We start from the raw sequence: 15,136 nt of genomic DNA, 5'->3' as shown, positions 1-15,136 counted from the left end.
CCGTTCAGGCCCGCAGCGGCTCGTCGAGCAGCGCCAGGATGGCCTTTTCGTTCACCTCGTCGAGCTGTTCCGGGCGCAGGAATCGCCTGCCGTAGTCGCGGTACACGCCGCTTTGCACGAAGAGCCGGAACAGGTCGGCGTCGACGTGCCGGTCGCGGGCCATGAAGGCGAGGATCTTCAGCGATTCGGAGAGGCTCTTGGGCGCCTTGTAGGGACGGTCGGCGGCGGTCAGCGCCTCGAAGATGTCGGCGATCGCCATGACCCGTTCGGGGATGCTCATGGCTTCGCCCGGCAGGTGCCGAGGGTAGCCGCTGCCGTCCATTTTCTCGTGGTGGTTGGCGGCGATGGTCGGCACCCGCCGCAGGTGCCTGGGCAGCGGCAAGGCGCTGAGCATGATCAGCGTCTGCACAATGTGTTCGTTGATCTTGAAGCGCTCTTCCTCGGTGAGGGTACCGCGGCGGATGCTCAGGTTGTACAGCTCGCCCTGGTTGCTCGCGCAGGGCGGCAGGCGCATGTCGAAGCCCCAGCGGTTGCGCGGGTCGCCCTTCTCCACCGGCGGTTTGCGCTCGCCCCAGGGCACGCGGTGGGCGGCCTTGTCAGCGAGCAGGCGTTCCTCCGCCGGCAGGCGCGCCGGCGGCGTGCCGGCGAGGCGCTCGGTTTCGTCCTGGGACAACCCCAGGCGGTCGTCGAAGTGCCGCCACCAGCGCCGCTCGCCGATGTGCCGGAGACGCTCGATGTCCTCGTCCTGCATGAACTCGCCACCGACGTTGGCCTGGGCGACGAAGGCGAAATCGTCGAGCAGGGCACGCTGCTCGGCATCGCGCCGGTAGGCCAGCGCGCCTTCCTCGCCGCCTTCGGCGCGGCCGCGCCAGTAGTCGATCTCGGCGTCGCGCCAGAGCACTTCGAAGCGCATGCGCACTTCGTGCAGGCGGTTGTACAGGGTCTCCAGCTTGGTGGCCTTGTCCACCACGTATTCCGGGCTGGTGATCTTGCCGCAGTCGTGCAGCCAGGCGGCGATCTGGAATTCGTAGCGCTCGGCGTCGCTCATGGTGAAGTCGGCGTACTGCCCCTGGCGGGCGTCGATGGCTTGTTGCAGCAGCATGTCGGCCAGTTGCGGCACGCGCTCGCAGTGGCCGCCGGTGTAGGGGCTCTTGGCGTCGATGGCGTCGGCCAGCAGTTTGATGATGGCGTCCAGCAGGCGCTGCTGGGCTTCGATCAACTGGCGCGTTTCGATGGCCACCGCGGCGGCGCCGGACAGTTCTTCGACGAAGCGCTTGAACGGCTGCCGTGGCGTGCGCCGCCGCTCGCCCTCCTCCGGCAGTTGCAGGACCAGGATGCCGAGCAGCTCGTCGCTGCGGTTGCGCAGGGCGACCTCCATGTAGTGCCCGTCGCGATCCAGGGCCTGGTCGAGCAATTGGCTCAGTTGCGACTGCTCGATGCCGTCGATGGGCAGCGACGGTGGGTAGTGCTCGCCGTTTTCCAGGCAGGCCAGGTTCAGCCGCCGTTCTTCCTCGTCCAGCAGGTAGACGGCGCCGCCCTGCACCGCGGTGGCCTCGACCAGCCGCGAGAGCACGCCGGCGAGCATGCTGTCCAGGCGGGTTTCGCGGCTGAGGGTGAGGGTGATGGCCTGGAAGTTGAGGATGGTCCGCGACATGCGCCCGAGCACCCGGCTCAGCTCGCGCACTTCGACGATCCGCGAGTTCACCCCCAGCGGCCGGCTGAAGTCGAAGGCGGCCAGCGCGCCGACCTGCTCGGTCAGCGCGCTCAGCGGCCGGGCGATGCGCCGGCCGAGCAGCCAGCCGAGGCCGAGCAGGAGCAGCAGCAGGGCGCCGCTCCACAGCGCCTGTTGCAGCAGCATGCGCCGCGCCCCGGCGAGCAGTTCGCTGGCCGGGATGCTGATCAGCACGCGTGCCTGGTTGCTGGCCAGCTTGAGCAGCGGCACCGAGATGCCGTACCAGGCTCGCCCGTCCACCGAATAGGGATGCGGCACGCCGGCGGGGGCGTTCAGCGCGGCCAGTTGGCTGAGACTGGCGACACCGAGTTCGTCGAGGCTGGCCAGGCGCACGTCCTCGCCTTGCTGGATCAGCACCCGCTTGAGGTCCGGGTAGGCGATCACGGTGTTCTTGCCGTCGACCACCGCCAGTTCGGTGTGCGGCGTCTGGCGCAGGTCATTCATTTCCTCGCCGAGGTCGTTGACCGAGGCGTCCATGCCGATCACCGCCGCGCCGTCGACGCTGCGGTGCGCCAGGGTCAGGCCGATCTCGCGGGTGGTGAAGAACACGTAGGGCTGGGTCAGTACCGTCTGGTCGCTGGCGCTGGCCTGCTGGTACCAGGGCCGCTGGCGCGGGTCGAAACGGTAGTCGGGGCGTTCCTGGCGCTGCAGCAGGCGCAGGTCGCGGTCGTAGAAGCGCCACTCGCCGAGCAACGCGCCCTGCGGGTCGAGGGTCAGGCTCTGGACCAGGTAGGCGGTCTTGTCCGGCGCGTTGAGGCGTGCCAGCACGACCGCTTCGCGCAGGGCCCGCACCAGCAGGAACTCGCCGTTCGGGTAGCCGATGTAGACCGCGCCGAGCGTGGGGTTGGCGCGCAGGTTCTCGACCAGCATGGGCAGGCGCTCCAGGCGCGCCGGCAGATTGTCGGTGTGCGAGATGCTGTCGAAGCTGAGCAGGCGCAGGGCGCCTTCGGCGGGATCGAGCAGGCGGCGGATACGCTCGTTGACGGTGACGCCGAGCTGCCCGGCGGCCTCCCCGGCGGCGGCCACCATGGCGCTTTCCGCGCCGCGGTAGCCCTGGAAAAGCAGCGAGGCGGCCAGCACCAGCATGCTCAGGATGATGGCTGCGGTGACCAGGAGTTGCAGCGGAATGCCGCGTTTGAATGCCGTCATGGTGCCACGTCCTTAGCCTCGGAAGCGAAGCGATATCCGCTATCGGTGAGTCCCGCCGCCACGTCCAGCGGTGCATTGCGCAGCATGATCCGGGCCAGGCCACCGTCCAGCCGCAGGTCTTCGATCAGGCGCTGCCACTCGGCGCTCTGCGCCGCGCTGAAATGCCCGCGGGCGAGCACCAGGCCATGGCCGACGCCCGGTCCGGGGGCGACATCGACCACGCGGAAGCGCCGCCGCTGGGCGGCGTCGGCGATGCTGCCGACCAGGTTCAGTTCATGACCGATGGCGCCCTGCACCTGGCCATCGAGCAGCGCCTTGAAGCGCGCCGCATCGTCGGGGTAATCGAGCACCCGCCCCTGGCCACGGAGGATTTTCAACATGCCGTCGTAGAAGGGGCCGAGGTCGTAGCCGGCGATGACGCCCAGGCGCGCGCCGGGCAGGCGCTGGAAGTCGTCGAGGCTGCGCAGGTCCGGCGCCAGGCTGAGGGGCACGATCAGTTTGTTGCGCAGGTACAGGTAGGGCACGAAGAAGGCGTAGCGACGCCGCTCGTCGGTGGCCACCCCGCTGGTGGCGACGTCCAGCTCGCCACGCTGCAGCGCCCGCCAGATATCGGCGCGCGAGCGCACCGAGGTGTCGAATCGGCAACCGCTGCGCCGCGCCAGCTCGGCGATCAGGTCCGGGTCTATGCCGTGGCCATCGCGGTAGAACAGCTCATTGCGATAGAACGCCAGGCGCAGCGGTTGCGCGCAGCCGAAGCGATCGTCGGCGACGCCGGGCTCGCACAGGCAAGCAGCCAGCGCGAACGCCAGCCCGCTTCGAAGCAAGGGAGACACAGCCATGGTCCGACCTATCCGTTGTGTCGGCCTGAGAGGAGCGCAGCCGGCTCTTCCGCGGCAAGGGATTCGTCAGGTTGCCCAGGGGCGCCCACTGCGCTGGCGGGCATTCGCGGGCAACCTCGATGAACGACTAAGGGAAAAGTGTAATAGGCCGTAGGCCTTTTGCCGGACAAAACGCATTTCGTCGGATTCCTCCGACGGCCACGCAGAAAATCCCGGTAAAAGCCGCGCGACAGACTTGCGGCCGTCGAACCGGCCTGCTTAACTCTGCCCCATGTGTGACTTGCCGGTCACACCGATACATCTAACAAGATTTTTTGCCCGGCACCTCCCCCGCCGAGGCTCTTCTCCCTGCCGCGATACCCCCGCACAGCCACCTCGAACATGGCTGTCGCGATGCTTTTCAGAACACATAAGTTATTGAAAATAAAATAATTATTAACTTCCGCCGGTGACATGAAGCTGTCACCTCAAAGCGCTTTCCTCTGCCTGGTAGTCCTCGCGCATCCGAGGGTCGGATGCATACATTCGAGCTGCGTCTGGAGGAAACGACATGAGGCCGGAAACCGCCATCGTCGAGATTCATCAACATCGGATTTACACGGAGTTCCACGCGAACAAGGACGCTCGCCAGACCATCATTCTGGTCAATGGCTCGCTGTCGACGACCGCCTCCTTTGCGCAAACGGTGAAATACCTGCAGCCGCACTTCAACGTGGTGTGCTACGACCAGCCCTACGCCGGCGGTTCCAAGGCGTACAACCAGCCCGGCGAATTCATCACCAAGGAATACGAGGCGCAATTGCTGCTCGGCCTGATCGAGCACTTCCGCGCCGACGTGGTGATGTCCTTCTCCTGGGGCGGTGTGGCCACCCTGCTGGCCCTGGCGCAGCGCCCGAGCCGCATCCGCAAGGCGGTGATCGCCTCCTTCTCGCCGCTGCTCAACGCCGCCATGCTCGACTACCTGCACCGCGGCCTGGACTTCCTCGGTAGCTGCGACCGGGCCAACGTGGCCAATCTGGTCAACGACACCATCGGCCGCTACCTGCCGCATCTGTTCAAGCGCTACAACTTCCGCCACGTCGCCAGCCTGGACGACCATGAATACCTGCAGATGCACTACCACGTCTGCCAGGTGCTCAAGCTCAGCGCGGAAAACTACATGGACGGCTTCTCCGCCATCGACATTCCGCTGCTGTTCGTCAACGGCGAGCTGGACCACTACACCGCGCCGGCCGACGCGCGCCTGTTCCAGCAGTTGATCAACGATTGCCGCTTCCACACCATCCGCAACGCCGGGCACTTCATCGACGTCGAGCACAAGCAGGGCTGGCATGACACCCGCGACGCCCTGCTCGGCTTCCTGCGTCCGCAGCGCCAGCCCAGCCTGTCCCTGGCCGACAGCTACCTGCCGAGCCATCAGGGCATGCCGATCGCCGCGCTGGCCGGCTGAACGCGCCAGTGAAGCCGGGAGCCCCGCCTCCCCCTTCACGGCGTGTCATGCCACGTGCACGGTCCGGCAGCGCCGGCAGCAGCGAAGCGCGTCCCGCGGCGAGCGGGGACGACAGTGCGCGGAAAAGCCTGGGGCGGTAGGAAGGAACGAGCGTTCGGCGCCGCCGGTCAGCGACGCACCTGAGCGAAACGCGCGCTGTCGCCTCGCGCCGCTGGCGCGGCCTGCGTGGGTTGCGCGAGCAGGGCTTGCCCCTCGCCCAGCGTCGGCGGCGGCGGGCCGCCACAGAAGGCGCCATGCAGCGCCGCGAGCAACACCCGCACCCGTTCATCGGCAATCGTGTAATACACCGAGCGCGATTCCCGGCGCGTCTTCACCAGCTTGTTCTGCCGCAACTCGGCCAGTTGCTGCGACAGCCCCGGCTGGCGCAAGCCGAGGTCGCGCTCCAGTTCAGCGACGGAACATTCGTTGCGGGCGATATGGCAGAGCAGCAGCAGGCGCGTCGGATTGGCCAGCAGGCGGAGCAACTCCGCCGCCTCGTTGCTGTGCGCCTTGAGCGCCTCCAGGTCGTCACCGCCGAGCGGACTCACGGGCGCCTCCAGCGGTAATACCAGGTCTCGTCGGCGGCGGGTTCGATGTCCAGCGCGGTGCTCGCGTCGACGGCCACCGGTTCGAGCATCCGCTCGCCCGGCTGCCAGCCTTCCGGCGTCGATGCCCCCTGGCGGTCGCTGGCCTGCAGCGCCGCCACCAGGCGCAGCAGTTCGTCCACCGAACGGCCGACGCTCATCGGATACCAGGTCATCGCCCGGATGATGCCGTCCGGGTCGATCACGTAAGTGACCCGCGCCGTCGAACTGTCGGCCGCATCGGCGGCGAGCATGCCGTAGCCCTGGGCGATGGCCATCGACGGGTCTTCGAGGATCGGGAAGTCGATGGTCACGCCGAAGCGCTCGTGGATATCGCGGATCCACGCCAGGTGCGAATAGAGGCCATCCACCGACAACGCCAGCAGCGCGCAGCCGAGCGCCTCGAAGCGCGGCCGCGCCTGGGCGAAGGCGATGAACTCGCTGGTGCACACCGGGGTGAAGTCGGCCGGGTGGGAGAAGAACAGCAGCCAGCGGCCACGGTAGTCGCTCAGGGCGATGTCGCCCTGCGTGCTGCGCGCCCGGAACTCCGGCGCGCGCTCGTTCTGGCGCAGCGGTGGCGGCGAAGGAGTGGCGGAAGCGATCGGGTCCACGGTGCTCGAAATCCTCGGTTGAACAGGCTCGCCATGCTAGCGCCCCCGCTCCATGGCGTCGACGTCGCTCACGACCTTGGTTCAATTGCACACTTACTGAAACAATGTAATTATGACCTGCATCAATATTGCAGGAGATAGTCCAGATGCCCGCCAGCCGCCCTGACGAAGCGCTCGCCAGCGCCACGACGATCATCGACGAGGTCCGCGCCGGACGCGCCAGCGCGCCGCAGGTGACGTCGTTCTTCGACGAAGCGACCTTCACCGTCAGCCATGTGGTGCGCGATCCGCACAGCGACGCCTGCGCCATCATCGACAGCGTCCTCGACTTCGATCAGGCCAGCGGCCGCACCCACGACAGCTCGGCCAAGGCCCTGCAGGCATTCATCGACGACAACGGCCTGCGCGTGGAATGGCTGTTGGAAACCCATGCGCATGCCGATCACCTGTCCGCCGCACCGCTGTTGCAGGAGCGCCTGGGCGGACGGATCGCCATCGGCCGCGAGATCACCACCGTGCAGCGCACCTTCGGCAAGGTGTTCAACGCCGGCACGCGCTTCGCCGTGGACGGCAGCCAGTTCGACCAGTTGTTCGGCGATGGCGAACGCTTCCGCATCGGCGGCCTGGAAGCCATCGCCCTGCACGTGCCCGGCCACACCCCGGCGTGCATGGCCTATGTGATCGGCGACGCGGTGTTCCCCGGCGACACCCTGTTCATGCCCGACTACGGCACCGCGCGCTGCGACTTCCCCGGCGGCGACAGCGCCACCCTGTACCGCTCGGTGCGGCGCCTGCTGGCCCTGCCCGACGCCGCGCGGGTGTTCCTCTGCCACGACTACAAGGCCCCCGGACGCGACCGCTATGTCTGGGAAACCACCATCGGCGCGCAGCGCAGCGACAACATCCACGTCCACGACGGCGTCAGCGAGGCCGAGTTCGTGGCCATGCGCCAGGCGCGCGACGCGACCCTCGCCATGCCCCGCCTGATCCTGCCCTCGGTGCAGGTGAACATGCGCGGCGGCCGCCTGCCGGAGCCGGAGGAAAACGGCGTGCGCTACCTCAAGGTGCCGCTCGACCTGCTCTGATTCAGCGGCTGGCGAGCCGCGCCGACGCGGCCGGCGACTCGCCAGCCTTCGCCCCCTCCCTTGCCTGCGCCGCCCACGAAAAAAGAGGAATCCGCCTTGCAACGTCTCGCCCTCGACGACGCATTTTCGGTCGCCCCCCAGATTCAACCGGAGGATGTCGCCGAACTCGCGGCCGCCGGTATCCGTACCCTGATCTGCAACCGTCCCGACGGCGAAGCCGCGGACCAGCCCGACACCCAGGCCATCGCCCAGGCCGCCCATGAACACGGCATCGTCTTCGTCCACCAGCCGGTGCTCAGCGGCGCCATCGACGCCAGCGACGTCGCCGCCTTCGGCGCGGTCCTGGCCAAGCATGCCGGGCCGGTCCTCGCCTTCTGCCGCAGCGGCACCCGCTCGGCCACCCTCTGGGCCCTGGCGCAGGCGTCCACGCGTTCGCCGGAGGAGATTCTCGCCGCCACCGCCCGCGCCGGTTTCGATCTTTCCGCCCTGCGCCCGCGCCTGCTGGCCGCCGGCCGCAGCAGCGGGCGCGGCGAGCCGACCTATGACGTGGTGGTGGTCGGCGGCGGCGCCGCCGGCCTGGCCACCTGCGCCAGCCTGCTCAAGCGCCGCCAGGGCCTGAGCATCTGCGTCGTCGAACCGGCCAGCGAGCACTACTACCAACCGGGCTGGACCATGGTCGGCGCCGGCGTCTTCACCCAGGAGCGCACGGTGCGCCCGATGGCCCGCCTGATCCCCGACTGCATCGCCTGGGAACGCTCGGCGGCGGCGGCCTTCGAGCCCGAGCAGGACCGCGTGCTCCTGGCCAACGGCGGCAGCCTGCGCTATCGCGTGCTGGTCATGGCGCCGGGGCTGAAACTCGACTGGGACGCCATTCCCGGCCTGCGCGAAACCCTCGGGCGCAACGGCGTGACCTCCAACTATCGCTTCGACCTGGCGCCCTATACCTGGGAACTGGTGCGCGGCCTGCACCGTGGCCGCGCGCTCTTCACCCAGCCGCCGATGCCGATCAAGTGCGCCGGCGCCCCGCAGAAGGCCATGTACCTGTCCGCCGACCACTGGCTGCGCGGCGGCCGTCTGGATGGCATCGAGATCCAGTACCACACCGCCGGCGCGGCGATCTTCGGCGTCGAGGCCTATGTGCCGGCGCTGCTGGAGTACGTCGAGCGCTACCGCGCCGACCTCAACTTCGGCTCGACCCTGGTGGCCATCGACGGCCCGGCGCGCACCGCGACCTTCGCCCGCACCGACGGCAGCGGCCAGCGCATCGAGGAAACCCGCGACTTCGACATGATCCACGTGTGCCCGCCGCAGACCGCCCCGGACTTCGTGCGCAGCAGCCCGCTGGCCGGCGCGAGCGGCTGGATCGACGTCGATCCGGTGACCCTGCGCCATGCGCGCTATGCCAACGTGTTCGCCCTCGGCGACGTTTCCGCCGCACCCAATGCCAAGACCGCCGCGGCGGCGCGCAAGCAGGCGCCGGTGGTGGCCGAGAACGCCCTCGCCTGCCTCGACGACAAGCCGCTGCTGGCGGCCTACGACGGCTACGGCTCCTGCCCGCTGACCGTCGAGCGCGGCAAGATCGTCCTCGCCGAGTTCGGCTACGGCGGCAAGCTGCTGCCGTCCTTCCCGTCCTGGCTGATCGACGGTCGCCGCCCCTCGCGGCTGGCCTGGCACCTGAAGTCCGAGGCGCTGCCTAGCCTCTACTGGAACGCCATGCTCAAAGGCCGCGAGTGGCTTTGCGCCCCCGGCCGCCGCGCCATCGAGCAGACCGTCTGAGGAGCCACCATGCCGACCCTGAGCCTGATGCAGTACCTGCTCGGCGCCGCCGCCGGTTCCCTGGTGGGCTTCACCCTCGGCCTGGTCGGCGGGGGTGGCTCGATCCTCGCCGTGCCGCTGATGGTCTACCTGGTCGGGGTCGACAACCCCCATGTGGCCATCGGCACCAGTGCCCTGGCGGTGGCGGCCAACGCCGCCGCCAACCTGCTCAACCATGCGCGCCGGGGCAACGTGAAATGGCCCTGCGCCAGCGTCTTCGCCCTGGTCGGCATGGTCGGCGCCTTCTTCGGTTCGTCCCTGGGCAAGGCTTTCGACGGGCAGAAACTGCTGGTGCTGTTCGCCCTGCTGATGCTCCTGGTCGCCGTGGTCATGCTCAAGGCGCGCGGCGCCGAAGGTAACGCCGAGGTCGCCCTCGGGCGCGGCAACGCCCCGCGCCTGGCCGCCTTCGGCGGGCTGGCCGGTGCCCTGTCCGGGTTCTTCGGCATCGGTGGCGGCTTCCTCATCGTGCCGGGGCTGATGGCCGCCACGCGCATGCCGATCCTCTTCGCGGTGGGTAGCTCGCTGGTGGCGGTGACCGCGTTCGGCCTGACCACAGCGGTCAACTATGCGCGTTCGGGACTGGTCGACTGGGCGCTCGCCGCGGTGTTCATCGGCGGCGGGGTCGGCGGCGGGCTGCTCGGCGCCTGGCTGGCGACACGCCTGTCGCGCGGCCAGGGCGCGCTGAACCTGGTGTCCGCCGGAATGATCTTTTTCACCGCGCTGTACATGCTCTACCGCAGCCTCGGCGCGCTCGGCGTGATCTGAACCGCGACAGCGGCGGCGCCGGCGTCAACCGGCGTCGCCCTCCCCGCCCAGCAGCAAGGCACGATCCTCAGCCAATGCCTCGTGCGCCACGGCGCTCAGGCCGTCGCGGGTGAAGCAATGCGCGGGGGTGCAGGGTTGCGGCAGGCGACAATCGATGCCGGGATTCACGGCCGCATAGTGTCGGGCCGCCTCCCGACAGGTGACGGCCTCCTCTTCGCTGTGGCACACGATGAAGAACGTCCCCAGGAAGACCTTCCATGTGGGCGGATCACCATCGAACTTCTCGATCCGGATGTCCATGCCCGAAGCCTAGCAGGCCGCGGCCTGCGCCACCGTCGAGCAGACGAAGCGTCATCCCTCTCAGGCGCCGCCGGGCAGCAGCCACAGCGCCGCCAGGGCCATGAGCAGCGCCGGCGGCATCACCAGCAGGCCCAGGCGCAGGAAGCTCAGGGCGCTGACGTGCAGGCCCTCGCGACGCACCGCCAGCAGCCACAACAGGGTCGCCAGCGAGCCGGTGATCGACAGGTTCGGCCCCAGGTCGATGCCGATCAGCAGCGCCGCCGTGGTCTGTCCCGGCAGCTCCGCCAGCCTGGCCACGGAACCGGCCATCAGCCCCGCCGGCAGGTTGTTGATCAGGTTGCTCGCCAGCCCCGTGAGCACGCCGGCGAACCAGGGCGCCTGGCCCGCCGGCAGCCCCCGGATGGCGCTTGCCAGGGAGTGCAGCACGCCGGTCGCGGCCATGCCCTCGACCAGCACGAAGAGCCCGGCGACCATCGGCACCACGCCCCAGGCCACTTCTTTGAGCACCGGCAGCGGACTGCGCCGCGCGCACAGGTGCACCAGCGCGGCGGACAGCGAACCGGCGACCAGGGTCGGCAGCCCCAGCGGATAGCCGGCGGCCGAGGCGACCAGCAGGGTGCCGGCGGTGAGCCCGACGCCAGCGGCGGACAGGCGCACCCCGACGCTCATCGGCGGCAGGTGCAGATCGCGGGCCAGCGGCGTCTTCAGCTCGCCACGGAAGACCCAGCGCAGGGCGCCGTAGGTGCAGGCGATGGCCAGCAGCGACGGCAGCGAGAACTGCGTCAGCCAGGGCCACAGCGCCGGCATGCGCGCGCCGAACACCACCAGGTTGGCCGGGTTGGAGATCGGCAGGACGAAGCTCGCCGCGTTGGCGATGAAGGCGCAGATGAACAGGTACGGCAGCGGTGGCGCCTTGACCGCCCGCGCCACTGCGTACACCGCCGGCGTCAGGACCACGGCGGTGGCGTCGTTGGACAGGAACACGGTGACCAGGGTGCCGACCAGGAACACCAGGTCGAACAGCCGCCGCGCCGAGCCCCGCGCGTAATCGGCGGCGAGCAGCGCCAGCCAGTCGAACAGGCCCTGCTGCCGGGCTACCTCGGCGATCAGCATCATGCCGATGAGGAACAGGTAGACGTCGGTGCCCTCGGCGATCGCCTGCAGCGCGCTGGCGCCGGGCAGCAGGCCGAACACCACCAGGGCCAGGGCGCCGAGGCTGGCCCAGAGGTATTCGGGCAGGCGCCAGGGGCGCAGCAGGATGGCCAGGGTGGTGGCGGCACAGATCAGCCAGGTCAGCGGAGCGGGGTTGGCAAGCGCAAGCATCGTCGGTCGGGGGCCAGGGCAAGGGACGGGATCGAACGCGCGCCGGAACGGCGGCGCGCCATTCTAGGCGATCGACCCGGCCGCCGCAGCAGCCCCCGGCGGCCGCCTCAGTCGGCGAAGATGGCCACCGCGCGCACGAACCCCGCCGAGGCATGGCGGATCTTGTAGGGGAAGCAACTGACCAGGAAGCCATGGGCCGGCAACTGCTCCAGGTTGGCGAGCTTTTCCATCTGCCCGTAGCCGATGTCGCGGCCGGCCTTGTGCCCTTCCCAGATGATCGCGGCATCGCCGCTGGCGGCGAAGCGCTCGCGGGTGTACTTGAAGGGCGCATCCCAGCTCCAGGCGTCGGTGCCGACTACGCGCACCCCGCGTTCGAGCAGATACAGGGTCGCCTCGCGGCCCATGCCGACGCCGGCCTCCAGGTAGCCGGGCTGGCCGAACAGGCTGCCGGCACGGGTATTCACCAGCACGATGTCCAGCGGCTGCAAGTCGTGGCCGATGCGCGCCAGTTCGGCTTCCACCTCGGCGGCGCTGACCACATGGCCGTCGGGCAGTGCGCGGAAGTCCAGCTTCACCCCCGCTTGCAGGCACCACTCCAGCGGCAGTTCGTCGATGCCGAAGGCCGGCTTGCCACCGTCGGTGGTCGAGGCGTAGTGCCAGGGCGCGTCCATGTGCGTGCCGCTGTGGGTGGTGATCTGCAGGCGCTCGGCGGCCCAGGACTCGTCGCCGGGCAGGTCCTCCTTGCGCAGGCCGGGAAACATCGCGGCCATCTCCGGCCAGCCCTGCTGGTGGTCCATGTAGTCGATCTTCGGCAGCAACGGCGGCGGATCGCTGTAGGGGTTGTTGTCGAGGGTGACCGAGAGGTCGACCAGGCGGCGCTTGCTCAGGTTCATGCGCGGGCTCCTGCGCGGCGGGCGGCCGGGCGCGGGTGACGCGCGGCGGCCTGGGGATCGAGGGCGTTGCGGATCAGCGTGGCGGCGCAGCCGTCATGGCGGAAGCCAAGGGCGCGCGCCTGCGGCGTCTTCAAGGCCGGGAAGCGGCCGAACAGCGCTTCCAGCGCCGGCTCCGGGGCGAACTCGATCAGCCCGCGGCGCGCTTCGCCATAGGTCGCGGCGAGAGCATCGAGGACCTGGCCGATGGACAGCTGCAGCACCGGCAACTGCCAGACGCGCGAGCCAGCCGGCGCATCGATCTGTGCCGCATGCAGCAGGTTGTTGACGCAGCAGCGTTGCGACATCCACCAGGCCGTGGCCTCCGGCGACACCGGGCAACGGTAGGCCTCGCCCGCCGCATAGGCATGCAGCAGATCGCTCATGAAAGCCGAGCGCAAACCATTGGGCTCGCGCGGACGGGCGACGATGCCCGGCAGGCGCAGCGCGCGGCCGTCCACTTCGCCGCGCCGGGCGAGGTCGCTGAGCGCGGTCTCCACCATCAGCTTGTGCGCGCCATAGGACAGGCTCGGGCGCAGCGCCTGACGCTCGTCCATGCGCGCCGGCAGCTCGCCGCCGTAGACCGCCACGCTGCTGGCGTACACCAGCAACGGCGGACGCTCGCGGTTGCGCAGTTGTTCGAGCAGTTCCAGGCTGGCCAGCAGATTGACCTGGTAGCCCAGCTCGTACTGCGCTTCGGCGGCGCCGCCGGGAATGCTGACCAGGTGGAAGACCACGTCGATGCCGTCGGCCAGGGCACGGCGCAGCAAGGCCGTATCGGTGACGCTGCCGAAGTGCCGGCGCAGGCGGCTGTCCTCGGCGAAGCCGCTGAGCTGCTGGTCGAGCAGCAGCAGCGCCTCGATGCGCCGCCCGCGCAGCTCGCCGGTGGCCAGCAGCCGCTGCACCAGGGCGCGGCCGACGAAGCCATTGGCGCCAGTGACCATCACGCGCATGGCCAGCCTCCTTGCACCACGCGCTGCTCGATGGCGCCGAACAGCGGCTGGCCGTCCAGCCCCAGCGCTTCCATGCGCACCCGGTCGCCGAAGCGCATGAAGCCGGTGCGCGCTTCGCCGTGGGCGATGATTTCGATCGCGCGGCGCTCGGCGATGCAGGCCGAGCCGACCGAGCGATCGGCGTTGGACACGGTGCCCGAGCCGATCAGGGTGCCGGCGCTCAGGCGGCGGGTCATGGCGGCATGGGCGATCAACTGATGGAAGCCGAAGTGCATGGCGCCGCCGTGGGGATGGCCGAACCAGGCGCCGTTCCAGGCCACGTTCAGCGGCAGGTGCACGCGGCCGTCGCGCCAGGCCTCGCCCAGCTCGTCCGGCGTCACCGCCACCGGGGCGAAACTGGAGGACGGCTTGGCCTGCAGGAAGCCGAAGCCGGTGAGCATCTCGCGCGGCGCCAGGGCGCGCAGGCTGACGTCGTTGAGCTGGAGGACCAGGCGCACATGGGCGAGCGCCTGGTCCGCCGGGCAGCCCATGGGCACCTCGTCGAGCAGCACGGCGAACTCGCCCTCGAAGTCGATGCCGTGGGCCTCGCTGGGCAAGGCAATGTCCGCGCGCGGGCCGAGGAAGTCGTCGCCGGCGCCCTGGTACATCAGCGGGATGCGCTCGGCGCCGTCGATCGGGTCGAGGTTGAAGGCCTTCTGCATCAGCGCGCCGTGGCTGAGGAAGCAGGAGCCGTCGAGCCATTGCCAGGCGCGCGGCAGCGGCGCCAGGAGGTCTTCGGCGCAGAGCGGGAAGGCGCCCGCCGCGTCACCGGCATTGAGGCGCCGGTAGAGCGGTTGCAGCGCCGCTTCGAGCCGCGTCCAGTCGTCCAGCGCCGCCTGCAGGGTCGGTGCGATGGCGCTGGCGTCCAGCGCCTGGCTGAGGTCGCGGGAGACCAGCAGCAGGCGGCCGTCGCGGCTGCCATCATTGAGGGTCGCCAGCTTCATGCGAGCACCTCGCGCAGTTCCTCGGCATAGCGCCCGTCGAGGAGGATGAAGACCATCCGCGCCATCTGCTCGGTGCGGTTGCTCCAGGCATGGTTGGTGCCGCGCTGGACGACGATGTCGCCGCGCCGCAGGTGCACCTCTTCGCCGTCCAGCACCAGCCACACCTCGCCCTCGGTGACGATGCCGTAGTCGAGGGTCTCGGTGCGGTGCATCAGCTTGTGCTTCGAGTCGGCCTTGCCGGTGCCGGCGTGGGACTCGCCGATTTCGGCGAAGCAAGCGGCGGCGTCCTCGGCGCTGACCTGGTTCTGCACGCTGTCCGGCGGGATATCCACCACGCGGATCAGGCTGCCCAGCGCGGCCGGGCTGAGCTGCAGCGGCTTGGCCGTGGGGTCGCCGGCGTTGTCCAGCAGCGCCGGACTGCCAGTGCTGTTCCACACCTCGTAGAACAAGGTGCCGGGCACTGCCTTGAGCGGGAAGTTGTGCGGCGTCGGCCCGCAACTGGCGACCAGTGCCTGGCCTTGGGCGTCATGCCCGGTGACGACACGTTTGAAGGCGGGAAGCGCTTGCATGGCATCTCCT

General features: G+C 69.5%; 15 protein-coding genes. 4 read left to right on the top strand and 11 right to left on the bottom strand.

The genetic code is table 11. The features are described 5' to 3' along the window. Positions 1-4 precede the first annotated feature (4 nt). From BLQ74_RS00435 to BLQ74_RS27365, 3 genes are all read right to left on the bottom strand, one after another. Positions 5-2,881: an HD domain-containing phosphohydrolase gene (locus tag BLQ74_RS00435; protein ID WP_090259697.1), complete on the bottom strand. Its 2,877-nt coding sequence runs from the start codon at positions 2,879-2,881 to the stop codon at positions 5-7. Then, positions 2,878-3,720 carry a substrate-binding periplasmic protein gene (locus BLQ74_RS00430; RefSeq protein WP_090259695.1) on the bottom strand — a complete coding sequence of 281 codons (843 nt, stop codon included), beginning with the start codon at positions 3,718-3,720 and terminating at the stop codon, positions 2,878-2,880. The genes BLQ74_RS00435 and BLQ74_RS00430 overlap by 4 nt, the downstream gene beginning before the upstream one ends. 287 nt (positions 3,721-4,007) lie before the next feature. After that, on the bottom strand, positions 4,008-4,175 hold the full coding sequence (locus tag BLQ74_RS27365; RefSeq protein WP_170842748.1) for a hypothetical protein: 168 nt from the start codon (positions 4,173-4,175) through the stop codon (positions 4,008-4,010). Between the two features lie 95 nt (positions 4,176-4,270). Between BLQ74_RS27365 and BLQ74_RS00425 the strand changes: the two genes are divergently transcribed. Beyond that, positions 4,271-5,170, top strand: coding sequence for an alpha/beta fold hydrolase (locus BLQ74_RS00425; RefSeq protein WP_090259693.1), 900 nt, complete (start codon positions 4,271-4,273; stop codon positions 5,168-5,170). A gap of 167 nt (positions 5,171-5,337) precedes the next feature. Here BLQ74_RS00425 and BLQ74_RS00420 read toward each other — a convergent pair whose 3' ends face one another. Both BLQ74_RS00420 and BLQ74_RS00415 read right to left on the bottom strand, forming a co-directional pair. After that, positions 5,338-5,757 (bottom strand): ArsR/SmtB family transcription factor, encoded by a 420-nt coding sequence (locus BLQ74_RS00420; RefSeq protein WP_090259691.1) that lies wholly within the window; start codon positions 5,755-5,757, stop codon positions 5,338-5,340. Further along, the gene (locus BLQ74_RS00415) at positions 5,754-6,404 is read right to left on the bottom strand and encodes a peroxiredoxin (RefSeq protein ID WP_090259689.1); all 651 of its coding nucleotides are present in this window, start codon (positions 6,402-6,404) and stop codon (positions 5,754-5,756) included. The genes BLQ74_RS00420 and BLQ74_RS00415 overlap by 4 nt, the downstream gene beginning before the upstream one ends. Before the next feature lie 146 nt (positions 6,405-6,550). On the opposite strand from BLQ74_RS00415, the gene BLQ74_RS00410 reads away from it, so the two are divergent. From BLQ74_RS00410 to BLQ74_RS00400, 3 genes are all read left to right on the top strand, one after another. Next, positions 6,551-7,489: an MBL fold metallo-hydrolase gene (locus BLQ74_RS00410; protein WP_090259688.1), complete on the top strand. Its 939-nt coding sequence runs from the start codon at positions 6,551-6,553 to the stop codon at positions 7,487-7,489. 96 nt (positions 7,490-7,585) lie between these two features. Continuing rightward, positions 7,586-9,265 carry a bifunctional protein tyrosine phosphatase family protein/NAD(P)/FAD-dependent oxidoreductase gene (locus BLQ74_RS00405; protein WP_090259685.1) on the top strand — a complete coding sequence of 560 codons (1,680 nt, stop codon included), beginning with the start codon at positions 7,586-7,588 and terminating at the stop codon, positions 9,263-9,265. Between the two features lie 9 nt (positions 9,266-9,274). Continuing rightward, positions 9,275-10,069: a sulfite exporter TauE/SafE family protein gene (locus BLQ74_RS00400; protein ID WP_090259683.1), complete on the top strand. Its 795-nt coding sequence runs from the start codon at positions 9,275-9,277 to the stop codon at positions 10,067-10,069. 24 nt (positions 10,070-10,093) lie between these two features. Here BLQ74_RS00400 and BLQ74_RS00395 read toward each other — a convergent pair whose 3' ends face one another. From BLQ74_RS00395 to BLQ74_RS00370, 6 genes are all read right to left on the bottom strand, one after another. Further along, entirely contained in the window at positions 10,094-10,369 is a 276-nt protein-coding gene (locus BLQ74_RS00395) for a hypothetical protein (protein ID WP_090259681.1), read from the bottom strand. A 60-nt stretch (positions 10,370-10,429) separates the two neighbouring features. Beyond that, positions 10,430-11,692, bottom strand: coding sequence for an arsenic transporter (locus BLQ74_RS00390; protein WP_090259679.1), 1,263 nt, complete (start codon positions 11,690-11,692; stop codon positions 10,430-10,432). A gap of 107 nt (positions 11,693-11,799) precedes the next feature. Continuing rightward, entirely contained in the window at positions 11,800-12,585 is a 786-nt protein-coding gene (locus BLQ74_RS00385) for a cyclase family protein (protein WP_090259677.1), read from the bottom strand. Next, entirely contained in the window at positions 12,582-13,574 is a 993-nt protein-coding gene (locus BLQ74_RS00380; protein WP_090259675.1) for an NAD-dependent epimerase/dehydratase family protein, read from the bottom strand. Before BLQ74_RS00380 ends, BLQ74_RS00385 begins: the two co-directional genes overlap by 4 nt. Further along, the gene (locus BLQ74_RS00375) at positions 13,565-14,557 is read right to left on the bottom strand and encodes a fumarylacetoacetate hydrolase family protein (RefSeq protein ID WP_090259673.1); all 993 of its coding nucleotides are present in this window, start codon (positions 14,555-14,557) and stop codon (positions 13,565-13,567) included. The genes BLQ74_RS00380 and BLQ74_RS00375 overlap by 10 nt, the downstream gene beginning before the upstream one ends. Then, positions 14,554-15,126, bottom strand: coding sequence for a cupin domain-containing protein (locus tag BLQ74_RS00370; RefSeq protein ID WP_090259671.1), 573 nt, complete (start codon positions 15,124-15,126; stop codon positions 14,554-14,556). Before BLQ74_RS00370 ends, BLQ74_RS00375 begins: the two co-directional genes overlap by 4 nt. Between the last annotated feature and the right edge of the window lie 10 nt (positions 15,127-15,136).

It is taken from the genome of Pseudomonas panipatensis, assembly GCF_900099785.1.
GTDB classification, from domain to species: Bacteria; Pseudomonadota; Gammaproteobacteria; order Pseudomonadales; family Pseudomonadaceae; genus Pseudomonas; species Pseudomonas panipatensis.
This window is presented reverse-complemented; position numbering and strand designations above follow the sequence as displayed.